The organism is Lentzea alba (assembly GCF_011067745.1).
Classification (GTDB): Bacteria; Actinomycetota; Actinomycetes; order Mycobacteriales; family Pseudonocardiaceae; genus Lentzea; species Lentzea alba.
Window position 1 is genome coordinate 148,933 of the sequence record NZ_JAAMPJ010000012.1, and the last position, 24,491, is coordinate 173,423.

Below are 24,491 nucleotides of genomic sequence, written 5' to 3' on the forward strand. Positions count from 1 at the left end.
ACATGACCGAGACTTCCACGGCGCCCACCGACGTCGTCCGCCGTCAGTACCTCGCCTCGGCGGCCCGCGACCTGAACGCGTTGCGCGCCACCCTCGCCCCGGACGTGGAGTGGACGGAGATGGCGGGCTTCCCGCTCGCCGGCACCTACCGCACGCCGTCCGGTGTCACGTCCAACGTGATGGAGAAGCTGGCCGAGGAATGGGACGACTGGGCCGCGCACGACGACACCTACGTCGCCGACGGCGAGAACGTCGTCGTGCTCGCCCGCTACACGGCCGTCAACAAGGCCACCGGCAAGCCGCTCGCCGTCCGCGTCGCGCACCACTTCGTCGTGCGGGGCGGGCTCATCGTCCGCTTCGAACAGTTCGTGGACACCGCGAAGGTCCGCGAGGCCATGCAGTCCTGACCCTTCCGGTCCAGGCCGTGGGCCTGGACCGGAGGGCTGGTCCCCGAGTCAGTTGCCGCGGGGGCCGAACGCGTGGCCGAGGACGTCACGGGCGACGCCGGCGCCGAGCCGATGTCCGTCCCTGGTGGCGAAGCGGTAGTGCACCCCGGCCCAGATCCTGGCCTGGTCCAGCTCGGCCATGGCCTGGGAGAGGCTGTGGTAGCGGCGGGTGGTGCCGGAGTCGGCGCTGTGGGCGCTGAAGGACAGGTCGTCGCGGCCGAAGAACGCGCGCAGGGCGGCCGTGGTGGCGGCGGTGAAGCACGCGTGCCCCGAGGGGTATTCCGGTGTCGGTGAGGTGGCCCGCAGCGGAGTCCAGGCGGGATCGCCGATGGTGGCCGGGTTGCCGTCGGTGTCGGCCAGCGGGACTGCGGTCACCGGACGCCAGAAGCTCCAGCGCTTCTTCTCCTGGTAGCAGGCGATGAGCGAGTCGGCGGTGGTGATGTCCACCATCGCGAACATGCGGGCCGTGCCCAGAGCGCCGAGCCGGTGGGTGGTGGCGAGCTGACGTTTGATCGCCCACTCGACCAGGCGCGGGTCGTCCCACCAGATCGCCGCTTCGGTCTGGTCGGGGGTGCGCGCCGTGCTGGTGGCCGAGCCGAGGGCCTTGACCTCGTTCAGGTCGCGGGCGTAGGCGGCGCTGGTCAGGGCAGGCGGGCCGGGGGAGCGGTGCGGTCGCGGGTCGACGACGAACGGCTTCAGGGTGGCGAACCAGGCGCCGACTCCGAGGAAGTCCGGCGGGGCCGGCCGCCACTGACCCGGCGCGGTGCCGCTCGGCCAGGTCGCGTCGGAGAACGCGCCGTCGTTGCGGCGGGCGTTGATCATGGCCGCGGCGGTGGCTTCGCCGACCGCGACGCCGCCGCGTTCGGAGGGCCCGTCGGGGATGGCGGCGAGCGACTTCTCGTACTGCGCGCGCAGCGAATCGGCTTGGGCCGGGAAGAGCCAGACGAGCGTGCGGTAGGCCGCGGTGGCGACGGCCGCCGGGGTGGAATCGCCGGGCCTGCTGCGCGGGGCGACCAGATAAGGCTGGTACGGGGTGCCGGCGATCGCGTTGACCGCGTCGTACACCGCGCCCTGCACCATCGCGAAGCTGCGCGTGGACGCGGTCGGCGACTGCCGGGCGACGTCGTGGATGGCGTTCTCCGCGTGGAGGTTCCAGGTGATGACGGCGTCGGGTCGAGCTGTGTCGGCCTGTGCCGCGGTGCCGGTGAACACCACCGGCGCGGTCACGGAAACCGCGGTCAGCAGAGCCGCTCCGCACAATCGGCGAAATTTTCCAGACTCACGAATGCGATGTGTCATGGAATCCCCAGGTGCCAATCGGTGACACGAAGGTTCCAGTGTCCAACCGCGGTGAAGCGTGGGCAACAAGCCTTGTCGCGCAAGCAATTACTCCGTCCACACGAACATTCGCCTTGGTGCGGACCGCATTTCTGGCAATCTGCCCAGGGGAGGTGAGTGTCGTGGCAGCAGAGCTGCGGGTGCTCGGACAGGTCGAACTGCGGGTCGACGGCCGGGTGGTCGACGTCGGTCACGCGCGGCAGCGGTGTGTGCTCGCGGTTTTGCTGGTGGAGGCGAATCGGGTCGTCACGGTGGAACAACTGCTGGACCGCGTGTGGGCGGATCGGTTGCCGTACAAGGCGCGGCAGGTGGTGAGCAACTACGTGTCGCGGCTGCGGCAGGTGCTGCCGGACGACGTCGCGATCACGAGACAGGGCGGTGGACACGTCCTGGAGGTGGATCCGGAGGCGGTGGACCTGCACAGGTTCCGCGGGCTCGTGGCGCAGGCACGCGGCCGGGACGACGCGCGGGCGCTGGCGTTGCTGGAGGAGGCGGCGGGGCTGTGGCGGGGTGAGGCGTTCGAGGGGCTGGACAGCCCGTGGATCGCCGCCGTCCGGGAAGGGCTGGCGCAGGAGCGGTTCGCCGCCGACGTCGACCGCGTCGACCTGGCGCTCGCACTGGGCAGGCACGCGACGTTGTGCGCCGAGCTGGCCGAGCGGGCGGACGCGCACCCGCTGGACGAACGGGTCACCGGCCAGTTGATGCTCGCCTTGTACCGCAACGGCCGTCAGGCCGAGGCGCTGCTGCGGTTCGACGACATCCGGGCCCGTCTCGCCGACGAGGTCGGTGCCGACCCCGGCTCCGAGCTGCGCGAGCTGCACCGGCGAATTCTCAACGCGGATCCCGCGCTGGCCCGCGTCTCCTCGCCGGACGTGCCACGGCAACTGCCTGCGCCGCCCGTGCTCACGGGCCGCGTCACCGAACTGTCGCTTCTCGACGAAACGCTGGCGGAAACGTCCGGCACGGTGCTGATCTCGGCGATCGGCGGGGCCGGCGGGATCGGCAAGACCTGGCTCGCGCTGGCGTGGGCGCACCGCCACCTGGACCGGTTCCCCGACGGACAGCTGTTCGTGGACCTGCGCGGGTTCAGCCCCGCGGAAGACCCGATGGCACCGGCGGTGGCGGTGCGCGGGTTCCTCGACGCGTTGGGGGTCGATCCCGGCCGGATCCCGAACGACCTCGACGCGCAGGCGGCGCTGTACCGGAGCCTGGTCGCGGGCAAGCGGATGCTGGTGGTGCTCGACAACGCCGCCGACGCCGAGCAGGTCGCTCCGCTGCTGCCCGGCAGCCCGGCGTGCACCGTGCTGGTCACCGGCCGCACCAGGCTGGCCTCGCTGATCGACCGGCACGGCGCCCGCCACCTGACGCTGGACGTCCTGAGCCGCGCGGAGGCGCACGCACTGCTCGCCGCCCGCCTGGGCGCCGATCGCGTGGCCGCCGAACCCGGCGCCGTGGACGAGCTGGTCGAGTTGTGCGGAGGCTATCCGCTGGCGCTGTCGATCACCGCCCGCGACGCCGCCGCCGTGTCGCTGGCGGAGGTCGCCGCCGAGCTGCGCGAACTCGGTCTGGAGATGCTCGACCACGACACCGACCCCGCCGCGAGTCTGCCCGCGGTTCTGTCGTGGTCCCTGCGCCGGCTCACCGACGAACACCGCACGGTGTTCGGGCTGCTGGGCATCGCGCCCGGCCCCGACACGACCTTGCCCGCCGTGGCCGCCCTCACCGGCCTGCCGCCGGGGCGTGCGCGCAGGGCGTTGTCGGTGTTGGAGGAGGCGTCACTGGTGGAACGGCGGCCAGGCGGCCGGTACGCGATGCACGACCTGGTCCGCGCGTACGCCGCCACCACCGCCCACGAACTGCCCGACGAAGTGCGGGAGACAGCGCTGATCCGCGTGACGGACTTCTACCTGCACACCGCGTTCGCCGCCGACCGACTCCTGGTGCCGCGCCACCGACTGCAACCCGACGCACCCGCGGCCGGCGTGCACCCGCACCCACTGCCCGACGCCGCGGCGGCGCTGGCCTGGCTGCAGGCCGAGCACGCCACCCTCCTGGCCACCCAGCGCGCCGCGGCCGCCATGGGCCGCCATCACGTCGTCTGGCAGTTCGCCTGGGTGCTGGACACCTTCCTCGTCCGGCGGGTGCATTGGCGCGACGCGCTGGCCACGTGGCGGGCCGCACTCGACGCCGCCGCACACCTGCCCGACCCCACCACCCTGAGCCGTGCTCACCGGCTGGTCGGCCGCGCCTGTTCGCTGCAGGGCCTGCACGGGGAGGCCACCGAACACCTCGGCCAGGCCCTGGATCTGGCCGTGCGCCACCGCGATCTGACCGAACAGGCGCACTCCCACCGTGCGTTCGCCTTCGCCTGGGAACTGCGTGGAGACGACGCACAAGCCCTGGCACACGCCCGACAAGCCCTCGACCTCCACCGCGCCCTCGGCCAGCGGGGCTGGGAAGCCGAGGCGCTCAACTCGGTGGGCTGGTACGCCGCGCGTCTGGGCGAGTTCGACACCGCCCGCGACCACTGCCGCGCCGCCCTGGCCCTGCACCGACACCTCCGCGACCGCGACAGCGAGGCGAACGCCCTGGACAGCCTCGGTTTCATCGCCTACCGCACCGGCGACCACCGGGAAGCCATCGACTACTACGACCAGGCCCTGACCCAGCTCCGCACCCTCAGCGACGCCTTCCGGGCCGCGGACACCCTGGATCGCGTCGGCCACCCCCACGCCGCCCTCGGACAACACGAGCAAGCGCTCAAGGCCTGGCAGGAAGCGTTGGCGCTGTACCGCGATCAGGGCCGCGACACCGACGCCACCCGTGTCCAGCGCCAACTCGACGACCTCGACGAGGAGATCCAGCGCGTCAGGGCGCGCCCCCGCGGCTGAGCTCGTCAACCGCGGACGCCTCGCCCTGCCACAACACCGCGACCGTCCTGTTTCGAACCATTCTTCCTCCCCCGCAACGCCGCCGGCTCAGTGGAGAACCGTGACGACCAGGGTGGGCGGCCGCTGTTGCGCAATTACCTCACAAACCTGGAATCCGCTGGTCAGCGGCCCTGTGCGGGAGGCAGCGTCACTTCCGCCAGAACAGGTGGTGGGTCACGCCGCTCGAGCTCGGCACGACGTCGAGGTGGAACCGGTCGAGCAGTTCGTCGGGCGTCTTCCACAGCGACACCCCGGACCCGAGCTCGACGGGGGACACCGCGACGTGCAGGGTGTCGATCAGGTCGGCGTCGAGGAACGACCTGATGGTGGTGGCGCCGCCGCCGATCCGGACGTCCTTGCCCTGTGCGGCCTGCTTCGCGAGCCGAAGGGCGTCGGCCGGCTCGCCGTTCACGAAGTGGAACGTCGTGTCGGACAGGGTGAACGACGGCCGTTCGTGGTGGGTCAGCACGAAAACCGGGGTGTGGAACGGCGGCTCGTCGCCCCACCAGCCCTGCCAGTCGTGGTTCTGCCAGGGCCCGCGGTGCGGGCTGAACTTGTTGCGCCCCATGATCTCCGCGCCGATGTTGTGCGCGAAGTCGCGGGTGAAGTAGTCGTCGAGGCCGCGGCTGCCACCGGGGTCGGTGCGGTTGGGCCAGCTCGCGGTGGCGCCGGCCCACGCGAACATGGTGCCAGGATCGGCGTGGCCGAACGGCCTCTCGAAACTCTGGTCCTCACCGGCGCCGAACCCGTCCCGCGACACGACGAAGTTCTGGACCTTCACCAGCTGGGTCATGGGGCTTCCTTCCGCTCTTGGTCGATGGTTGGACTGCGGTGGCCGCGTGAACTCATCGGTCCTGGCCGAAAATCATGCTCCTGTGCCGACCGCCGCGCTCAGGGGCGACGGTGATCGGCCCGTCAAGGTCGGCTGGGTCCGGGTTATCAGCTGACATTACCGGGCCGGGTCGTTTCATCGCCGCTGCGCGACGATTGCGATTGGGGCTTGACTTCGGGGCCCTTGCGAGGCGCATATCGGCCTGTAAAAGCCGGGCTGATAGAGCGCCCGGCCGATCCGAACACGGTAGCACCTCGCACCCAAAGTCAAGCCCCAATCGCGCGATGGTCGCCTTATCGCCGCTTGGCCAGCGGTTCACTCTATCGTGGTCGCCTTTAGGCGTTATCCCGTCGTGATCTTGCGGTAAAGTAGAACACGTGATCGAAACCCGACTCCTCCCCACCGACGAGCTGCTGCGCAGCCTCGTTGATGAGGTGGTGGAGATTCGGGTTCGTGAGAATTCCGTGTTGCAGAAGATTGCCGAGTTGGATCGGCGTGGGGCTGCGGGCGAGCTCGGGTACAAGAATTTGCCGCAGGTGTTGCGGCACGCGGTCCGCTGGGATCTCACCACGGCCAAGAAATGGGTCACGAACGCCGGGCTTTTGGGTGGTGAGATCACGCCGACCGGCAGTGAGCTCGCGCCCGTGCTTCCGGTGACCGCTGACGCTGTGGCCGAGGGTGCGTTGTCGGTCGAGCACGTCGCGGTGGTCGCCGAGGTGATGAAGGCACTGCCCGCCGAGGCCGAAGAGTCCGTGGTGGGCTTTGCTCGGGAGCATGAGCCCAGTGCGGTGCGCGTGTTCGGCAAGGAACTGGCCTACTTGCTCTATCAGAACGATCCTGAGCCGCGTGAGGCCGAGGCCGCGCCGCAGGTCAACCAGCATGTGATGAACTGGAAGAACGGCATGCTGGAGATCCGGGCACTGCTGGACACGGTGACTGGCGCCAAGTACGAGGCGCTGCTCGATCCGCTGGCGAAGCCGCGCCCGGAGACCGTCGAGGACGGTCCCGACCTGCGGCCACGGGCCGTGCGTGAAGGTGACGCGCTGGCGGAGCTGGTCGACCTGATGCTGCGTGCCGACCAGCTGCCCGAGCACGGCGGCGAACCGGTCACGCTCACCGTGACCATGCGCTACGACGACCTCGCCAAGCAGGTCGGCCAGGCCACGCTGGACAACGGCGAGCACGTCCCGGCCGACCAGGTCCGCCAGCTCGCCTGCAGCGCGGGCATCATCCCGCTGCTGCTGGGGGCGAAGTCGCAGCCGATGGACATCGGCCGCAAGACCCGCACCTTCACCGCCGGAATCCGCCGCACCCTCGTCGCCCGCGACCGCGGCTGCGCGTTCCCCGGCTGCGGCAGACCACCCAGACAATGCGACGGCCACCACGTGCGCCACTGGTCAGACGGCGGCGACACGTCAGTCGACAATGCCGTCCTGCTCTGCCGCCACCACCACACGCTCATCCATCAAAGTGAATGGGACGTGACAATGGAGCACGGCATCCCCACGTTCTACGCGCCACGCTGGCTGGACGAAAACCGTACACCTCGGAGAAACCTTCTCCATACCGCCGTCTGATCGCCCCGCCAGCCTTGGTGGGGCGAAGGCGAAGCCGAGCCGTCAAGCCCCAATCGCAATCGTCGCGCAGCGGCGATGAAACGACCCGGCCCGGTAATGCCAAACCGGCACTTCCGCCAGTTCCACCTGCTCAAACGTCGGCTCGACCCCGGTGCCCGTCGAGGAACCGCCGGACCACGGCCTCGGGATCCGCGGGCGCCTGGGTGGCTCGCTGATCGACCCGCCGGGCGATGGCCCGCATCATCACCGGGCCGACCAAAGCGAAGAACGTGTGCCGCGGAGGCTCGACGACGAGGGCTCCCCGCCGCTGGTGGTGCAGGATGACCTCGTCCACCTTCTCCAGCAGGGACTCCGGCTCGGTGAGCACCGCCGCCACCTCCGGGCTGAACTTCGCCTCCCGCATCAGGGTGAGCACCACGCCGCCGCGGGTCTCGTAGAGCCGGGCGTAGTAGCTCACGATCGTGAGCAGGTCGGCGGTCACGTCGTCGCCCGGTGTGTCCAGGTCGAGCGCGAACTCCGCGAAGTTGCCGCGCACGGCTTGGCGCAGCAGGTTTTCCTTGGAGCTGAACCGGCGGAACAGCGTCGCCTCGTTGATTCCGGCGGCGTCGGCGATCGCGCGGGTGGTCGCGCGTTCGTAGCCCTGTTCGGCGATCACCTCCAGGGCCGCGTCGAACACCGCCTTGTCGGGCACCCGGCCAGCCACTCGATCCTCCTCGATGCGTCGCCAATGCAAGTGGTCACTTGCATCTAGGTGTCGACATCGCTAGCTTGCAAGTGACCACTTGCAAAAAGCCTACCTAAGGACGGGGCTCATGGCCGACAGCAGCTTCCCCGCTCGCTCCTCCGCTCTCGCGCCCACAGCCGGCGAGGTCGTCGTCGGCCTGCTCGGAGCCGCGGTGGTCTCGATCGCGGTCAACTCGCTGATCGCTCTGCTTGCGGGCATGGTGATTCCGGCCGACGCGGAACGCACGGGGCTGGCGCTGGGGGAGTACGCGCCCGCCACGGTGATCGGCATCCTGCTCGGCGCGCTCGGCTGGTACCTCGTGCGCCGCTTCGCCCGTGCGCCGCGGCGGGTGTTGCGCGTGCTGGTGCCCGTTGTGGTCGCGCTCTCGTGGATTCCGGATCTGGGGATTCTCGCGGCGGGCGCCACCGTGGCGAACTCGCTGGCGCTCATCGTGATGCACACCGTCGTCGCGGCCGCCACGGTGCCCGTGCTGATGCGTGTTCTGCCGGTCGGCGTCAAGTGACGGTCCGTCTGCGTGGCCTGCACTGCGCTGGTCGACGCACTGTGTAGCGGGCACGTCACTTCGCGCGATCAACCTCGGGGGAATCCTCCCCGTGTCGAGCGATCGCGAGGAGAAAACGCATGTCCTGGCAGGACTTTATCGACCCGACCCGCGTCAGATCGGTGCGGCGCAAGGTTTTGGTGGCCGCCGCAACCGTGCTGTTGTTGTCCTCGGGTACCGCTCACGCGGCCGACCCGCTCCCGCGATCCCAGATCTACACGCCCTCGAACAACGGGCAGGTCGAGGTGGGCGAGCCCGTGCTGATCTCGGGCGGCGGCTGGGACCAGCACTACGGGCCCGATCTGCTGGAGGCCTACGAGGTGTCGTTCGACGGCGGCTCGACCTGGGAACCCGGCTACCGGACCGCCGTCGCGCGGCTGGGCGGGGAAACCGGCATCATCCAGGCGCTGTGGTCGTACGAGTTCACGCCGCAGGAGCCCGGCGTCTACACGATCGTCAGCCGGGTCAACACCGACACCCTGTTCGGCGAGGTTTCCGCGCCCCGGAGGCTGTACGTCGGTGTGCCCGCACCCGAGCTCGGCGTCTGCTACTGGTGCACCTTCCGCACGGACCGTCCCTACGAGGACGTGGCCGAGTCGCGACGGGTGGAACTGGGGCTGCGGTTCAAGGTCGACCGGCCGGGCTCCGTGAGCTCGATCAGCGTCTGGTCGAAGCCCAGCCGGGTCAGCAGGGTGCGGTTGTGGCGGGCGGACGGGACGTTGCTCGCCGATCAGGGCGTCACCGGGACGTACCCCGACTCGTTCGCCACGCCCGTGCCGGTGGTGCCGGGCGAGGAGTACGTCGCGTCGTACACCGCGTACCTCGGCGAGTACCAGGCGACCGAGAACTTCTTCCCGGCGACGGTGGTCCACGCCCCGTTCGTCCTGCCCGCGCACGCGGGTGTCTTCAGCTACGACAACGGGTTCCCCACGCAGACCTGGAACGACAGCTACTACTGGGCCACCCCGGTGTTCCAGCCCTGACGCGGTTATTTCTTCGGTTCACATTCATGAATGGGCGTGAGCATTAGCCCGCATGGAACATTGCAACTTTCCGTGGATTTGCGTTAACGTGCCTGGGAGCGCTCCCGGACACGTTGACGCAATTCAGGGACGTGAACAATGAAGCTTTTGCTCATTGCGGCTGGATTAGCCGTGGGTGTTGCCGTGGGTTTGCCGTCCAATGCGGACGCGGCGACCTCGCTGTTCGTCGCGACCAACGGCAGCGACAGCAACCCCGGCACGCAGGCGGCGCCGTTGAAGACCGTGCAGAAGGCGGTGGACCGCGCCCAGCCCGGCGACACCATCTATCTGCGCGGCGGCACGTACGCGCCGAGCACGAACGTTCAGATCCTGAAGAACGGCACGTCGAGCGCGCCGATCACCCTGCGCGGCTACAACAACGAGCGCGTGATCATCGACGGCGAGAACATGCCCCACACGCCGGGCGCGGTCGGCTCCAGCATCCCGCGCGCCGAGCGCGGTGCGATCCACATCGAGGGCGACCACTGGCGGCTCATCGGCCTGGAGATCGTCCACGGGCCGTACGGCATCTTCGGCCTGGACGCCAGCAACAACGTCTACGACCGGCTCGTGACGCGGGACAACTACGAGTCCGGGCTGCATCTCGTCCAGGGCTCGAGCAACAACCAGATCATCAACCTGGACAGCTACGGCAACCGCGACCCGCGCAAGAACGGCGAGAGTGCCGACGGCCTCGCCATCAAGGAGGGCGCGGGCAGCGGCAACGTCGTGCGCGGCGCACGGCTCTGGAACAACTCCGACGACGGCCTCGACTTCTGGATGTTCGAGTCGCCGATCGTCGTGGAGAACAGCCTCGCGTGGGGCAACGGCTTCAACCGCTGGAACCTCCCGAACTTCGTCGGTGACGGCAACGGCTTCAAGCTGGGTGGCAACGGCGTGGCGGCCGGCCACACCGTGCGCAACTGCATGACGTGGGACAACGCCACCGGCGGCTTCGTCGACAACAACAACCCCGGCGGCCACCGGATCGAGCGCAGCACCGCGTGGGACAACCCGAAGACCGGGTTCGCCTTCAACCGGTCCTCCAGCACCCTCACCAAGAACCTCGCCGTCGCCAACGGAACCAACGTCTCGCTCGGCTCCACCTCCACCGGCAGCGGCAACTCGTGGAACATCGGCGGCTCGTGGTCGTTGCAGAGCACGAACCCGGCCGTCGTCACCGGCCCGCGCAACACCGACGGATCGATTCCGTCGTCGAATTTCCTGCGGCCCGCCAACAACGCCGACGTGGGCGCCCGGTTTTAGTCGTACCAACGTTTGTGAAGAGTGCTCCTGATCGCGTCCAACCCTGTCTGACGACGAGTAGATCAACGGAGACCTACTATGCGTTTGAAAGCCCTGTATTCCTGCGTGGGACTTTTGGCCGGTGCACTGGTCGCTGTTTCGTCCAGCGGCGCGCTGGCCGCGCCGGTCCGGCATGAGGCGGAATCCTCGCCGGCGGTCTGCTCCGGCACGATCGATTCCAACTGGTCCGGTTTCAGCGGCGCCGGGTTCTGCAACGGCACGAACTCGACGGGCGGCTATGCCCAGTTCACGGTGACCGCGGCGGCGGCCGGCAGCGCGACGCTGGGGATCCGGTTCGCCAACGGCACCACCACCGCCCGGCCGGCCAGCCTCGTGGTGAACGGGTCCGCGGTGCAGTCGCCGTCGTTCGAGGGCACCGGGGCGTGGTCGACCTGGGTGACCAAGACGCTGACCGTCCAGGTGAACGCGGGCAGCAACACGATCCGGCTGAACCCGACCACCGCGGGCGGCCTGCCCAACGTCGACTTCCTCGACTTCGAAGGCGGTGGCACGACGCCTCCGCCGCCGGGTGGGCTGGTCGGCTGGGCCGCGCAGGCCGGTGGCACGACCGGGGGTGCGGGCGGCTCGACGGTCACCGTCAGCACGTTCGCCGACTTCAAGACGCAGGCGCAGTCGTCCGGTGCCAAGACGATCCTGGTCAACGGCATGCTGAGCGGCTCGGGCACCGTCGAGATCGCCGCGAACAAGACGGTTCGCGGTGTCGGCGCGGGATCGGGCATCTCCGGGACGACCCTCAACATCGAGGACATGAAGCCCGCCAACGTGATCATCCAGAACATGAACATCCGTGGCGTGCGCGGAAACGACGCGATCCAGATCGAGAACGCCAGCCACATCTGGATCGACCACAACACGATGTCCAGCACCATCGAGAACGACCCCGACTACTACGACGGCATGCTCGACATCACCCACGGCGCCGACTACGTCACGGTGTCGTGGAACGTCGTCCGCAACCACTGGAAGACCTCACTGGTCGGCCACTCGGACGGCAACGCCGGTGAGGACCGCGGGCATCTGCGGGTCACGTACCACCACAACTGGTTCGACCGCACGTTCGAGCGCAGCCCGCGAGTGCGCTTCGGCGAGACCGTCCACGTGTTCAACAACTACTACACCAACATCAACAACAACTCCGACTCGTACGCCATCGCTTCTCTGATGAACGCCGGTCTGCTCGTCGAGGGCAACGTCTTCGAGAACGTGCAACAGGCGTGCTGGTCGAAGAGCGGTTATGCCGACTCCGACCCCGGCCGGTTGGTGGCACGCGACAACTCGCTGACCAACTCCGGACCGTGCGAGGTCAACGGCACTGTGGCAGCCATTCCGTACCAGTACACCGCAGAGGCTTCGGGCACCGTCAAGGCGTCCGTCACCGCGGGTGCCGGCGTCGGCAGGATCTGAAGGAGTCCGCGATGACCGAGAACTTCCGGATCACCCGCCGCACCCTGCTCGCGGGCACCGCGGGCGCCCTCGTCGCCGGCAACCTCGCCACACCGGCCACCGCTGCTGCTGCCGCCGCCGTCCCGGACGGGTTCGCGAGCGTGAACACGCTGGGGCAGAACGGAACCACCGGAGGCGCGGGCGGCAGGGTCGTCACCGCCACCACCTCCGAGCAGTTCCTCGACTACATCGACACGGTCGGCGCCCTGATCATCCAGGTGTCCGGCACGATCACCATCTCCAGCAAGCAGGGCGTGCGCCCGAACAAGACGGTCGTCGGCCTCGGCACCTCCGCGGTGATCAACGGCGGCGGGCTGGACTTCTACCGCTCGTACAACGTGATCGTGCGCAACCTCCGCTTCACCAACGCCGAGGACGACGCCGTCAACGTCGGCCAGAACTCCCACCACATCTGGGTCGACCACAACGAGTTCTCGGGTGCGGTCGACGGCTCGGTGGACATCGTGCGCGGCGCCGAGTACGTGACCGTGTCCTGGAACTGGTTCCGCGGCAGCGACAAGTCGATGCTGATCGGTCACTCCGACGGCGCGGCGAGCACCGACAAGGGTCACCTCAAGGTCAGCATCCACCACAACTTCTTCGACGGTTCGCGGCAGCGGCACCCCCGCGTGCGGTTCGGCGAACCCGTGCACGTCTACAACAACTACTTCCGCGCCAACGAACTCTACGGCGTGGCGTCCACAATGGACGGCGGTGTGCTGGTCGAGGGCAACTACTTCGAGAACGTGCCACACCCGATCCTCGTCGGCTACGGCGACAGTGGTCCAGGGCGCGTCGTCCAGCGCAACAACGTCTTCGCGGGCTCGGGCGTCCCGCAGACCGCGGGCACGGTCCAGGAACCGCGCACCTTCTACCCGTACAGCCTCGACAACCCCGCCGACGTGCCCCGCATCGTCCGAGCGGGCGTCGGCGTGGGCAAGATCTGAGGAGAAGCGCATGCGCCACAAGCTCAGGCTCGCCGCGGCGGCGGGCAGTCTCACCCTGGTCGCGACCCTGGCGGCGTTCCCGGCCGCCTCGGCGGCGACGCTGCTCGCCGACGACTTCGGTGACGGCAACTCGAACGGATGGAGCACCAACGGCGGCACCTGGACGGTCACCGCGGGCGCCTTCCAGCAGGCAGGCACGAGCACCGACGCCAAAGCGCTGGCGGGGTCGGGCTGGACGGACCAGGCGGTGCAGGCACGGGTGCGGCCGATCGCGTTCAACGGTGCGAACCGGCACGCGGCCGTGCTCGCCAGAGCGCAGAGCACCAGCAACTACTACTACCTGGCGGTGACCAACTCCGGCGCCGTCGTGCTGGGCAAACGGGTGGGCGGCGGCTTCACCCCGCTCGTCTCCGCGCCCGCCAGCGTGCCGATCGGCACCTGGGCGACCCTGCGACTCGAGGCGTTCGGCACGACGCTGCGCGGATTCCTCGACAACGTCCAGGTCGTCACCGCGACCGACAGCACCTTCGGCAGCGGCAAGGCCGGCGTGTCGACCCACTACACCGGCGCGGCGTTCGACGACGTGCTGGTGACCGACACGCCCGGCACCGGAACACCGCCGACCACGACGACGACCACACCGCCGACACCGGGCACCTGCACCACCACCGGTGCGCCGGCCGGGTTCGCCTCGGTCAACGCCTGGGGCCAGAACGGCACCACCGGCGGCGCGGGCGGTCCCACGATCGAGGTCGACACGGCAGCAGAAGTGCTGAGCGCGATCGGCCAGACGGGTCCGCTGACGATCTGCGTGCGCGGCATGATCGCGTTGCCCGCCGGCATGCACAACGTGGCGTCCGACAAGACGATCGTCGGCATCGGCGCGAACTCCGGCTTCACCGGCGGCGGCCTGAACGTCGGCCTGCCGATCGACGACGCCGTCACCGCGCCCCCGCCGAACGCCGTGCACAACGTGATCATCCGCAACCTGGTGTTCCGCAACTGGTCCGACGACGGGATCAACGTCCAGATGTTCTCCCACCACGTCTGGATCGACCACAACGACCTGTCGAACGGCTACGACGGTGCCGTCGACATCAAACGCGGCTCCAGCTACATCACCGTCTCCTGGAACCACACCCACCACCACACCAAGAACATGCTGCTCGGTCACGACGACAAGAACGGCGCCCAGGACATCGGCCGGTTGAAGATCACCTATCACCACAACTGGTTCGACCAGACCCCGCAACGCAACCCGCGAGTCCGCTTCGGTGAACCGGTGCACCTGTTCAACAACTACTACGTCCGCAACAGCGACGTGGGCGTCGCGTGCCAGGCGAACTCGGGTTGCGTCGTCGAGGGCAACCACTTCGAGAACGTCGAGGAGCCGGTGAGCAACCACTACGCGGGACCGGCGGGCCGCTGCGTGGCCCGGAACAACCTGTTCACCGGCGAGTCCGGGCAGCCCGACTGCAGTGGCACCGTGGAGGAACCGCGCACCTACTACAACTACGTGCTCGACGACCCCGCCACGGTGAAGGCGGCGGTCATGGCCGGTGCGGGGGTGGGCAAGATCAGCTGATGGGCCCGGCGGACGTTTGCACTCGTCCGCCATGTCCGTCCTGTTGCTGTGGGCATGCTCGCGATCACCAGCTCCCCACCGCGGCGAGGGTGCTCGTGTCCACAGTGGCCCGTGCGGCGCAACCGGCCACTGTGGACACCACGAGCGCTGCGGCGAGCAGCTGGCGAAGGGTCTTCATCGGCACTCCTGGGGACGTCGGGCGGCGAGTGGCGCCAAGTATGCGTCCCCCTACTCGAACACTCCGTAGCCCGCGACGGCGTGCGCCCGCACGCCGTCCATGTCGAGCTCCACGCCGATGCCGGGAGTGTCGGGCAGCGTGATGTAACCGTCCTTGACGATCGAGCCGCTCCCGTCGGGCGCGTGGACGTAGCTGTCCCACACCGCGCGCTCGTCGAGGGCGTGCCATTCCTGGACGAGGAAGTTGGGGATCGCACCGCACTGGTGCGACGTCGCCATCGTGCCCAGTGGCGTGGACACCAGGTGCGGTGCGAAGGGAACGTAATGCAGCTCAGCGAGGTTGGCGATCTTCTTGGCCTCGGCGAGGCCGCCGCACTTCGGCACGTCCGGCTCGATGACGTCCACGGCGCCGCGTTCGAGCAGGTCGCGGAATCCCCACCGCAGGTACAGGTTCTCGCCCGCACAGATCGGCGTGCGGGTCTGCGCGCGGACCCGCACCAGCGCGTCGACGTTCTCCGCCGGGAGCGGCTCCTCGAGCCACATCAGGTGGAACGGTTCGAGCTCCCACGAGATCCGGCAGGCACTCGGCACGTCGTAGCGGGCGTGCAGATCGATGGCCAGATCGACGTCCGGTCCGATCGCTTCCCGGACGGCTGCCACGCGCTCGACCATCGACCGCAGCTCGGCGGCGTTGATCGTGTGGTTGAAGGCGTCGAACTTGGCCGGGTGGTGCAGGTCGTCGACGTCGAACTTGAGGGCGGTGAAGCCTTCGGCGACCATCCGCTGGGCTCGGTCGACGCATCCGGCGATCGAGCCCGCCGGGTCGTCGCCGTCGCCGCAGTCGGCGTAGAGGCGGATCCGGTCGCGGAACTTCCCGCCGAGCAACCGGTACACGGGCTGGCCCGCGGCCTTGCCCGCGAGGTCCCACAGCGCGAGCTCGATCCCGGACAGGGCGATCACGAACACCCCGCCCTGGGGACCGGCGAAGACCTTGTTGCGCCGCAGCTTCTCCCAGCACCGCTCGACGTTGCGCGGGTCCTCACCGATCAGGAGGGGAGTCAGGAACTCGATCATGCCGACGACGGCGCCCGCGCCGGCATCGGGATTGGCCTCGCCGAACCCGCTGAGGCCCTCGTCGGTGTCGATCCGGACCAGCGTGGCCTCACCGTGGTAGGCCACCACCGCCGTTGTGACGTTCACGATCCGCATTGCTCTCCCGCCGTCGGGTTGTGCAGGAACGGACTGTCGCGTGGTCCAACTTGTCCTATAAGCTGATGACATGCAAAGGGGACAAGAGTCTCCGGACGCTGTCAAGGTCCGGACCCTTCCGGTTCAGGTGGCGGCACTCCTGACCCGCCGCATCGTCAGCGGCGACATCGAAGACGGCCGGGCCCCGTCGGAGCTCGACATCTCCCGGGAGTTCGGGGTCTCCCGGGTGGTGGCGCGGGAGACGCTCAAGATCCTCGCCTCGCTCGACATCGTCGAGGTCGCGCAGGGCCGCCGCGTCGTGGTGCGCCCCCGTGCCGAGTGGGACTACCTGAGCCCGTTGCTGATCGAGTGGCTGCCTCCGGAGATCGTCGGCGAGCTGCTGCAGGAACTGCACCAGATGCGCGTGCTGCTCGAACCCGAACTCGCCGCGATGGCCGCCGCCGGCATCACCGAGGAGACGCTGAACCGGCTCAAGGATGGGATCGACCGCATGGCGGTGCTCGAAGCGGATCCCAACGCCTACCTCGAAGTCGACCACGAGTTCCACATGGAGATCTGCCGGGCGGCCGACAACCGCATCCTCGACCGGATCATGTACTCCGCCCGCTGGCTCGGCACGGCCAGCCGGCGCATCACCAACGAGGCGCCGGCCGGGCTGCGCCGAGCCACCGCCGAGCACACGGAGATCTACGAGGCGCTCGTGGCACGCGACCCGGAAGGTGCCCGCGCGGCGATGCGCAGACACCTGAGCAAGAACTACTCCACGCTCCTCGCGGAGAAGGGAAAGCAGACCAGGCGGGCCGCCCGGCGCCGCTAGCGCACCTACTCCGTTTCGCCGTTCTTCGCCGCATGAACGACCCGGCAGCGCGGCCTTCGCCTCGCTGTCCCGCCGGTTGCAACGTCGCCCCGTCGGTACGCGTCCGCTCGGCCGGACGCGAGAGGAGTGGTCATGGAAGAGAAGTCGGACTTATCGAGGCGCACGTTCCTCGGGATGAGCGCGTTGGGCGTACTCGGTCTCGCCGGGTGCGGGGGCGGTGGCCCCGCCGCGCCGCAGGTCGACGTCCAGGTGCCCCAGGCGCTGCTCGACCAGGCGGCCTCGCTGCGCGGCGGGTCGGTGGGGATGCTCTCGCAGAAGCTGTACTCGGAGGCCGCCAACAAGGCGCTCGACACATCGCTGCAGGTGTTCGCACAGGCCACCGGCACCACGGTCCGCAACGACCTGGTCTCCGGCGACGCGGGCGACATGGTCGCGAAGATGGACGCCGAGGTGAAGGCGGGCACCAGCCGCGATCTGGCGTTCGTGAGCGACCAGCGGTTCGTCGGCCAGCTCCACAACCTCGGGAACCTCACCGACGTCACCGACGTGGTCGAGGAGATGCGCAAGCTCTACGGGGAGCCCGCGACGGAGGCGACCAACTACTGCGTGTTCGGCGGGCGCTGGTTCGCCATCCCGTACCACTTCATCGCGGCCGGGATGTACCTGCGCAAGGACTGGTACACGGAGAAAGGGCTCCCGCTCAAGCCCCACTACACGTGGGAAGAGCTGCGCGACAACGCTTTGGAGGTCTCCGACCCGGCGAAGCGGCGCTTCGGCTGGGGTCTCACGGTGAACCGCTCGGGTGATGCCAACGGCTTCATCGCGAACGTCATCAACACCTACGGCGGGGCGATCGCGGACAACACCGGCACGAAGGTGGTGTTCAACTCGCCGGAGACCGTCGCCGCCGTCACGTTCATCGGCGACATCTACACGAACCCGAAGTACGCGCCGATGCTGCCACCCGGGATCGGCAGCTGGACCGACTCGAGCAACAACGAGAACTGGCTGGCCCAGATCCTGGGGCTCACGCTCAACCAGTACAGCGTCTACGCCGACTCGAAGACCAAGAACAACCCGGTCTACGCCAACACGCACGCGTTCAACGGCGCCACCGGACCGGCGATCGACAAGCCGCTCGCATACGGCCAGTCCAACTCGTTCGTCGTGTTCAAGGGAGCGAAGAACGCCGACCTCGCCAAGCTGGTCGCGAAGTTCATGGTCAGCGGGACCGCGCTGCTCGGTGTCGCGAAGGGCGCGCCGTGCCTGGTGAACCCCGCGTGGGACAAGGTGTGGGACTCCGACCCGTACTACACGAGCGGTGACCCGGCTTTCGCCGCGCTGCGCGAGCAGACCCGCACGCCACTCCCGCTGACCACGAAGACCGGCTTCAAGTTCCCCCAGGCCCCGAGCCCCGGTGAACAAGCCGCCACCGCCGCCTACCTGCTGACCGACATGATGCAGTCGGTCATCCAGGGCGCCAAGCCGGCCGAAGCCGTTGCCGCGACCCACGCCCGAATCGTGCAGGTCTTCGAACAGCAGGGGTACAAGCAGTGACCGACCTGCGCACGCGGCCGGCGCCGGCCCGTCCGGCGCCGAGCAGGTCGTCCTCGCTCACCTCGTCGCAACGGCTGCTCGGGCGCGACTGGCGCCTCGCAGTGGTGTTCGTCGGGCCGACGCTGCTGCTCGTCACGGGTCTGATCCTCTTCCCGATCGTCAGCTCGATCCTCACCAGTGCCACGGAACGCCACGGTGCGGAGACGGTCTTCGTCGGGCTGGACAACTACACCGCCCTCATCGACGACGCCGTGTTCCACAAGGGTGTGCTCAACTCGTTCGTCTTCACCGCGTACGCCGAGATCTTCAAGGTGACCCTCGGTCTCATCGCGGCGTTGATGCTGCACCACATGCGCCGCGGCCGGGCGATCGTCGCCGGGGTGATCCTGTTGCCGTGGGTGGTGCCGACGGTCGTCACCGCCTTCACCTGGCGCTCGTTGTTCGACCCGATCTTCGGCAGTGTCAACGTTCTGCTCACCGATTCCGGGATCGGGCCTTTTCTCGCCACGGTCGGGCTCGTGGACAGATGGCCCGCGGAGTGGTTGTCCGATCCCGCGCTCGCGATGCCGGCGGTCATCCTCGTCAACGTCTGGAAGGGCATCCCGTTCTTCACGGTGACGTTCCTGGCCGGGCTCAAGGCCATCGACGGCGGTCTCTACGAGGCGGCCATTGTGGACGGTGCCTCGCCGTGGCAGCGCTTCGTGCACATCACGCTGCCGGGCCTGCGCAACATCATGATCGTGACGGTGTTGCTGTCGTCGATCTGGACGTTCAACAACTTCGACCTGATCTGGCTGATGACCCAGGGCGGACCGGGGGACGCCACCGCCCCGTACGTGATGGTGGCCTACTCGAAGGCCATCCAGCAGCTGCAGCTGGGCGCGGGCGCCGCGGTCACGCTGGTGATGCTGCCGATCATCGGCGTCCTCGTGGTGATCCTCGTGCGGATGATGCGCCGCAGCGACCAGCCGGGGGCGAGCGACCTGGGGCGCAGGCGGCTCACTCCCGCTCAGCGCAGGGCGCTGCCGTGGGTGATCGTCGTGGGCTCGATCCTCGTGCTGGTCTGGGCGTCGCCGCACATCGTGTGGAAGGCCGCGCTCGTGCTGGGCGTGTTCGTGGTGCTCGCGGCGGCCGTCGGACGGGTCGTCTCCGTGCTCGCGGCGCGGGGCAACCGGCTGGCCGCACGCCTGGTCGGCGGCACCGGCACCGGCATCGCGCTGGTGGGCCTGCTGGGCTTCGTGCTCGCCCCGCTCTACTGGATGACGGTCACGGCCTTCAAGTCCGACAACCAGATCGTCGCGCGCACCGACGACCTCTGGCCGACCCCGTGGACCACCGAGCAGTTCACCAACCTGTTCACGGGCACGTTCGGCACCTGGTACGTCAACACGATCCTGGTGTCGCTGGCGTCCACCGTGATCGCCCTGGTCTGCGCGGCACTGGCCGGCTACGCGTTGGCACGGTTGAGGTTCCGGGGTTCGGAGAGCTTCACGGTGACGATCCTGCTCACCTACGTGATGCCGGGCGCGCTGCTGTTCATCCCGCTGTACCAGATGATGAGCGGGATCGGGCTCAACGACTCGTTGTGGTCACTCGTGCTCGCCTATCCCACGTTCACGCTGCCGTTCGCGACGTGGCTGCTCGTCGGGTACTTCAAGTCGATCCCGGCCGACCTCGAGGAGGCCGCGCTGGTCGACGGCTGCACGCGGTTCGGGGCGTTCCTGCGCATCGTGCTGCCGCTGGCCAAACCGGGCCTGCTCGCGGTCGCGCTGTTCACGCTCACCAACGCGTGGAACGAGTTCCTGTTCGCGTTCGTGTTCATCACCAAGGACGACTACAAGACGCTGCCCGTCGGCATGCAGTCGATGATCTTCGGTGACGTCGTGCCGCAGGGGCAGCTGGCCGCGGCCTCGCTGCTGATCAGCATCCCGGTCGTGATCATGTACGGGTTCGGGCAGCGGTTCCTGACCGAGGGCCTCACCGCGGGGGCCGTGAAGGGATGACCCCGGCGATCACGGAGGAGCACGTCGCGACGTCATCCCGGCCGAGCGACCTGCGCATCACCGACCTGCGGGTGGCCAATGTGGACGGAGTGCCGTTCCGCTCGTCGATCATCAGGATCGACACCAACCAGGGGCTGGCCGGCTACGGGGAGGTGCGCGACCAGGCCAGCGCCACCTACGCGCTCATGCTCAAGAGCCGGCTCGTCGGCGAAAACCCCTGCAACGTCGACAAGATCTTCCGCAAGATCAAGCAGTTCGGGTTCCACGGCCGCCAGGGCGGCGGGGTCTCCGGCGTCGAGATGGCGCTGATGGACCTCGCCGGCAAGGCGTACGGCGTGCCCGCGCACGCGCTGATGGGTGGCCGGTTCCGGGACGAGGTCCGCTGCTACGCCGACACGCCGTCGCTGCCGGACCCGCACGCGATGGGCGCCCGGCTGCTCGACCGCAGGCGGCGCGGGTTCACGATGCTGAAAATGGACGTGGGCATCGACCTGCTGTGGGACGTGCCGGGCGCGCTGATCGCGCCGCCGGGCGCCCGCGCGAACCTGACGACGATGCATCCGTTCACCGGCATCCAGGTCACCGCGAAGGGCGTCGATCATCTGGCGTCCTATGTGGACACCGTTCGCTCCGTCGTCGGCTACGACATCGCCCTCGCCGCCGACCACTTCGGCCACATCGCCCTCGACTCCTGCATCCGGATCGGCCGCGCGCTGGAGGAGTTCACGCTGGCGTGGATCGAGGACCTGATCCCGTGGCAGCTGACCGACCAGTGGCGCCAGCTCACCGAGGCCGTCGCCGTGCCGACGTGCACGGGGGAGGACATCTACCTGCTCGACGGCTTCCGGCCGTTGCTCGACGCCGGCGCCATCCGCGTCGTGCACCCCGACCCGGCGACGGCGGGCGGGATCGCGGAGACCAAGCGGCTCGGCGACTACGCGCAGGAGCGCGGGATCCCGATGGCGCTGCACCTGGCGGCGTCGCCGATCGCGACGATGGCGTGCGTGCACCTGGCCGCCGCCACGGAGAACTTCCTGGCACTCGAACACCACGCGGCCGAGGTGGAGTTCTGGAGCGACCTCGTCACCGACCTGCCCCGTCCGCTGATCCAGAACGGCCACATCACGGTGCCGGACACGCCAGGACTCGGGTTCGGCTCCCTTGACGAGGAACTGCTGCAACGCCACCTCGACCCGCGCGATCCGGTGTTCTTCGCCGAGACGACGCACTGGGACTCCGAATCGAGCCACGACCGGCTGTGGAGCTGAGAGTCATGCCTTGCCCTGTTCGGCACGCCAGCGCTCGTACTCGGGCCGGGCCTCGTCCGACAGCGGGTAGTACCGCCGCAGATCGCCTCCTTCGGCCAGCCGCATCCGGGAGAATTCCTCCCACTCCGCGTGCTCCCGAGCGACCGCCAGCACCGCGGGCGCGAGCTTCACCGGCACCACGACCGCCCCGTCGTCGTCGGCGACGACGATGTCGCCCGGCTCGACGAGCGTGCCCCCGCACGCCACCGGCACGTTGACGGCGGCCGGGACGATGTCGGTCTGGGCGTGGAAGTTCGGTGTGGCACCACGGATCCACAGCCCGAGGCCGAGGTGCTTGGCCTCGCCGATGTCGCGCAGGCACCCGTCGACCACCACACCGAGACCGCCACGACCCTTGAAGTAGGTCAGCATCATCTCGCCGAACACGCCGCTGCCCATGTCACCACGCGCGTCGACGACGATCATGTCGCCGGGCTGGGCGTGGTACATGACGTGCCGGTGCAGCTGCTTCTCCGGCTCCGCGTACTCGTCGACGGGATACAGGTCCTCCCGCTTGGGCAGGAACTGCAGCGTCAGCGCCGGCCCTGCCACGCGCACACCGGGCGTCACCGAGACCGGGCCGCGGATGAACGCGCTGCGGATGCCCATGCGGCTGAGCTCGGCGCTGGCCGTCGCGCTGCCGATGGCCGCGAGGGCCGCACTGAGTTCGGCGGGCGGGCGAACGATGTCGTGCGTCTCGACCACGTCGGCAGCTCCCTCAGTCGATGAGTCTCCGGTTCGAGCCTAGTGCGGCCAACGCCGGAGCATCTCGTCCACTTCGACCGATCCCTGCGGGTGTTGTCCCGCAAGCGATTCAGTGCTCAGTCACCGGAACTCCTGCTACTACCAACTGGCCTTGCCGATCCCGCCGCCACACCTCGCCCGGCTCAGCCATGTTCGGTGACTGTCGAACCAGTGGCGACGCGGCTCGGTGAGGATGACGTCCACGGCGAGGATCCCCGGGATCGCCGCGAGTTCGTCGTCGATGAACCTGGGGCGCCATCGAGAGCTTCGCGAGTTTCCCGTCGCCGGCCAGGATCCTCACCGGTGCTGGTCGAGGACGACCCGGTCGGGATCGGCCACCCTCCGGCCCTGGTCGCGGCCGGCCCACCAGGCGGTCGCGACGACCAGGACCAGACCTCCCGCCGCGAGGATCAGACCGAGTTGGATGGCCGTCCCGCGCGCGGCCGGCAGGCCGACGGTCCAGCCGAGGAAGGGGCCGAGGAACGCCAGACCGGTCACCACGGCGGCGGCGCTGACCACCGCCGCACGGGACCGGCGCACCGCGCCCTGCGCCATCGTGAGACCGGCACCGATACCGACCAGGTACAGCGCGAGCACCAGCTTGGGCGCGGTCGACGTCCCGGAGTTGGAGGTGAAGAACACCACCGCGCCGGTGACCGGGATGGCCGCCACGAGGAGGAAGACGTGTGGCAGCACCGCGACGAGCACGTGTCCGAGCCGGGCACGGCTGCGGCCGGCCGCGACCCACATCCCGATCAGCAGGGCCAGCAGAGTGATCATGCCGGCGTTGCTGACGTCGTCGCCGATCACCTGGCCGAACCCGGTGAGCGGCGCGGGCCGGATGTCCAGCCCGGTCGCCGCGACCACGACCGGCACGCGACGCCAGGTGCCGTCCGCGCCGCGGACCGCGAGCCCTTCCACGCCGTTGGCCACGATCACCTCGTGTCCGCCGGAGACGGCGCGCACCAGGAGGTCCACACTGGCCACCATGTCCGGGCGGTCCACCCCGCCGGGAAACGGGTGCTGGCGCTTCACGAACTGCCAGCGGGCGGCCGGCACCTCCCAGGCGGTGTGCCAGGTCCGGCCGGTGTCGGTCGATTCGTCGACGCCGAGCAGACGGCCGCCGCGTGGCGTGTCGTCCCCGAAGTCGACGTCGGGGTCGCCGTGCACCCGGTAGCAGTGTGCGGCGTCATCGGGTGCGCAGGCTTCGAACTGCCGGCGCTCGGACAACGCACCGGGCGGCGTCTCGGGCAGCGGCGTCCAGTCGCCGGCACCGGAGGGGGAGCCGTAGAACCGTCCGTCCGCCCTGATCACCACCTGGTCGCCCACGAGCTGCACGGAGTAAACCGAGGGGAGCGTGTAGCCCGGCGCCGAGGTCGCGGCGACCGCCAGCACCGCGAACGGCACCGCGAAGATCACCCGCAACTGGTGGGCCGGGCGGTCCGGCAGCGGCGGCGCCTGGGCTACCCGCCGCCAGGTCCACCAGGCGAGGCCCAGTGCGGGCAACGCGACCAGGTCGCTCGGGTCGGCCAGGACCACCGACGGACCGTTGACGACCGACCACACCGCCGACGCGACCTCGGCGCCCGTGCCGGTCAGCTTGACCCACGCGAATCCGGCGCCGGTCAGCAGTGTCGCCGCCGCGGCGCCGATCCGCCCGGCGCGGAACAGCCCGAACAGCAGCCCCAGCACCGCCGGTGCCACCACCAGTCCGGCGACGTCACTGAGCTTGCCGGTGACGAGACCTGGCCACGCCTGTTTGAAGACGTGGTCGTTGAGTAACAGGACCGCAGTGGCCCCAACAGTCAGTGGATGCGCCACCCAGCGCAGGAAAACCCCAGCTCGCATGAACGCCAGCCTGCGTGGCCGTGATCACGGCAACGACTCGGCCCGGCCCCAGAACGGCGGCTGTCTGCGGCCCTCACAGCCTCCGCACAGCTCTGCC

Annotated in this window: 19 protein-coding genes; 13 read left to right on the forward strand and 6 right to left on the reverse strand. The window is 69.1% G+C overall.

What is annotated here, in order from left to right; translation table 11 throughout:
• Nucleotides 1-2 precede the first annotated feature (2 nt).
• Nucleotides 3-407 (forward strand): nuclear transport factor 2 family protein, encoded by a 405-nt coding sequence (locus G7043_RS35550; protein WP_166053053.1) that lies wholly within the window; start codon nt 3-5, stop codon nt 405-407.
• 48 nt (nt 408-455) lie between these two features.
• Here G7043_RS35550 and G7043_RS50110 read toward each other — a convergent pair whose 3' ends face one another.
• On the reverse strand, nt 456-1,673 hold the full coding sequence (locus G7043_RS50110; protein ID WP_207312175.1) for a vanadium-dependent haloperoxidase: 1,218 nt from the start codon (nt 1,671-1,673) through the stop codon (nt 456-458).
• 233 nt (nt 1,674-1,906) lie between these two features.
• Here G7043_RS50110 and G7043_RS35560 point away from each other — a divergent pair, with 233 nt between their 5' ends.
• Complete coding sequence (locus G7043_RS35560; protein WP_166053055.1) at nt 1,907-4,675, forward strand: AfsR/SARP family transcriptional regulator; 2,769 nt, start codon at nt 1,907-1,909, stop codon at nt 4,673-4,675.
• 187 nt (nt 4,676-4,862) lie between these two features.
• Here G7043_RS35560 and G7043_RS35565 read toward each other — a convergent pair whose 3' ends face one another.
• On the reverse strand, nt 4,863-5,507 hold the full coding sequence (locus G7043_RS35565) for a dihydrofolate reductase family protein (protein WP_166053056.1): 645 nt from the start codon (nt 5,505-5,507) through the stop codon (nt 4,863-4,865).
• 416 nt (nt 5,508-5,923) lie between these two features.
• Between G7043_RS35565 and G7043_RS35570 the strand changes: the two genes are divergently transcribed.
• Nucleotides 5,924-7,123 carry an HNH endonuclease signature motif containing protein gene (locus tag G7043_RS35570; RefSeq protein ID WP_166053057.1) on the forward strand — a complete coding sequence of 400 codons (1,200 nt, stop codon included), beginning with the start codon at nt 5,924-5,926 and terminating at the stop codon, nt 7,121-7,123.
• 130 nt (nt 7,124-7,253) lie between these two features.
• On the opposite strand, the gene G7043_RS35575 is transcribed toward G7043_RS35570, so the two are convergent.
• Nucleotides 7,254-7,826: a TetR/AcrR family transcriptional regulator gene (locus tag G7043_RS35575; protein ID WP_166053058.1), complete on the reverse strand. Its 573-nt coding sequence runs from the start codon at nt 7,824-7,826 to the stop codon at nt 7,254-7,256.
• Nucleotides 7,827-7,935: 109 nt separating this feature from the next.
• Here G7043_RS35575 and G7043_RS35580 point away from each other — a divergent pair, with 109 nt between their 5' ends.
• The 6 genes from G7043_RS35580 to G7043_RS35605 all read left to right on the forward strand — a co-directional run bounded on the left by G7043_RS35580 (nt 7,936) and on the right by G7043_RS35605 (nt 14,732).
• Nucleotides 7,936-8,370 (forward strand): DUF6069 family protein, encoded by a 435-nt coding sequence (locus G7043_RS35580; protein WP_166053059.1) that lies wholly within the window; start codon nt 7,936-7,938, stop codon nt 8,368-8,370.
• A 119-nt stretch (nt 8,371-8,489) separates the two neighbouring features.
• A complete protein-coding gene (locus G7043_RS35585; protein WP_166053060.1) occupies nt 8,490-9,392 on the forward strand; it encodes a DUF4082 domain-containing protein in 903 nt (300 codons plus the stop codon).
• 171 nt (nt 9,393-9,563) lie between these two features.
• Complete coding sequence (locus tag G7043_RS35590) at nt 9,564-10,697, forward strand: right-handed parallel beta-helix repeat-containing protein (protein ID WP_313888229.1); 1,134 nt, start codon at nt 9,564-9,566, stop codon at nt 10,695-10,697.
• A 78-nt stretch (nt 10,698-10,775) separates the two neighbouring features.
• Nucleotides 10,776-12,161, forward strand: a complete 1,386-nt coding sequence (locus G7043_RS35595) for a pectate lyase family protein (protein ID WP_166053062.1) — start codon at nt 10,776-10,778, stop codon at nt 12,159-12,161.
• A gap of 11 nt (nt 12,162-12,172) precedes the next feature.
• Nucleotides 12,173-13,147: a pectate lyase family protein gene (locus tag G7043_RS35600; protein WP_166053063.1), complete on the forward strand. Its 975-nt coding sequence runs from the start codon at nt 12,173-12,175 to the stop codon at nt 13,145-13,147.
• 10 nt (nt 13,148-13,157) lie between these two features.
• Nucleotides 13,158-14,732, forward strand: coding sequence for a pectate lyase family protein (locus G7043_RS35605; RefSeq protein ID WP_166053064.1), 1,575 nt, complete (start codon nt 13,158-13,160; stop codon nt 14,730-14,732).
• Between the two features lie 228 nt (nt 14,733-14,960).
• On the opposite strand, the gene G7043_RS35610 is transcribed toward G7043_RS35605, so the two are convergent.
• Nucleotides 14,961-16,118 (reverse strand): mandelate racemase/muconate lactonizing enzyme family protein, encoded by a 1,158-nt coding sequence (locus G7043_RS35610; RefSeq protein WP_166053065.1) that lies wholly within the window; start codon nt 16,116-16,118, stop codon nt 14,961-14,963.
• 70 nt (nt 16,119-16,188) lie between these two features.
• Between G7043_RS35610 and G7043_RS35615 the strand changes: the two genes are divergently transcribed.
• From G7043_RS35615 to G7043_RS35630, 4 genes are all read left to right on the forward strand, one after another.
• Nucleotides 16,189-16,935: a FadR/GntR family transcriptional regulator gene (locus G7043_RS35615; RefSeq protein ID WP_166053066.1), complete on the forward strand. Its 747-nt coding sequence runs from the start codon at nt 16,189-16,191 to the stop codon at nt 16,933-16,935.
• A gap of 132 nt (nt 16,936-17,067) precedes the next feature.
• Nucleotides 17,068-18,492, forward strand: coding sequence for an extracellular solute-binding protein (locus G7043_RS35620; protein WP_166053067.1), 1,425 nt, complete (start codon nt 17,068-17,070; stop codon nt 18,490-18,492).
• Nucleotides 18,489-20,495 carry an ABC transporter permease gene (locus G7043_RS35625; protein WP_166053068.1) on the forward strand — a complete coding sequence of 669 codons (2,007 nt, stop codon included), beginning with the start codon at nt 18,489-18,491 and terminating at the stop codon, nt 20,493-20,495. The genes G7043_RS35620 and G7043_RS35625 overlap by 4 nt, the downstream gene beginning before the upstream one ends.
• Nucleotides 20,492-21,763, forward strand: coding sequence for a mandelate racemase/muconate lactonizing enzyme family protein (locus tag G7043_RS35630; RefSeq protein WP_166053069.1), 1,272 nt, complete (start codon nt 20,492-20,494; stop codon nt 21,761-21,763). The genes G7043_RS35625 and G7043_RS35630 overlap by 4 nt, the downstream gene beginning before the upstream one ends.
• Before the next feature lie 3 nt (nt 21,764-21,766).
• Here the strand turns inward: G7043_RS35630 and G7043_RS35635 are convergent, their stop codons facing one another.
• Together G7043_RS35635 and G7043_RS35640 are read right to left on the reverse strand one after the other, a co-directional pair.
• Complete coding sequence (locus G7043_RS35635; protein WP_166053070.1) at nt 21,767-22,507, reverse strand: ribonuclease activity regulator RraA; 741 nt, start codon at nt 22,505-22,507, stop codon at nt 21,767-21,769.
• 336 nt (nt 22,508-22,843) lie between these two features.
• Complete coding sequence (locus G7043_RS35640) at nt 22,844-24,394, reverse strand: hypothetical protein (protein WP_166052944.1); 1,551 nt, start codon at nt 24,392-24,394, stop codon at nt 22,844-22,846.
• Nucleotides 24,395-24,491: the final 97 nt, after the last annotated feature.

Coding starts and splice junctions, on each gene's coding strand:
- G7043_RS35585 (WP_166053060.1), top strand. CDS start 8,490: ATGTCCTGGCAGGACTTTATCGACCCGACCCGCGTCAGATCGGTGCGG.
- G7043_RS35620 (WP_166053067.1), top strand. CDS start 17,068: ATGGAAGAGAAGTCGGACTTATCGAGGCGCACGTTCCTCGGGATGAGC.
- G7043_RS35605 (WP_166053064.1), top strand. CDS start 13,158: ATGCGCCACAAGCTCAGGCTCGCCGCGGCGGCGGGCAGTCTCACCCTG.
- G7043_RS35550 (WP_166053053.1), top strand. CDS start 3: ATGACCGAGACTTCCACGGCGCCCACCGACGTCGTCCGCCGTCAGTAC.
- G7043_RS35600 (WP_166053063.1), top strand. CDS start 12,173: ATGACCGAGAACTTCCGGATCACCCGCCGCACCCTGCTCGCGGGCACC.
- G7043_RS35630 (WP_166053069.1), top strand. CDS start 20,492: ATGACCCCGGCGATCACGGAGGAGCACGTCGCGACGTCATCCCGGCCG.
- G7043_RS35595 (WP_166053062.1), top strand. CDS start 10,776: ATGCGTTTGAAAGCCCTGTATTCCTGCGTGGGACTTTTGGCCGGTGCA.
- G7043_RS35580 (WP_166053059.1), top strand. CDS start 7,936: ATGGCCGACAGCAGCTTCCCCGCTCGCTCCTCCGCTCTCGCGCCCACA.
- G7043_RS35615 (WP_166053066.1), top strand. CDS start 16,189: ATGCAAAGGGGACAAGAGTCTCCGGACGCTGTCAAGGTCCGGACCCTT.
- G7043_RS35640 (WP_166052944.1), bottom strand. CDS start 24,394: ATGCGAGCTGGGGTTTTCCTGCGCTGGGTGGCGCATCCACTGACTGTT.
- G7043_RS35565 (WP_166053056.1), bottom strand. CDS start 5,507: ATGACCCAGCTGGTGAAGGTCCAGAACTTCGTCGTGTCGCGGGACGGG.
- G7043_RS35610 (WP_166053065.1), bottom strand. CDS start 16,118: ATGCGGATCGTGAACGTCACAACGGCGGTGGTGGCCTACCACGGTGAG.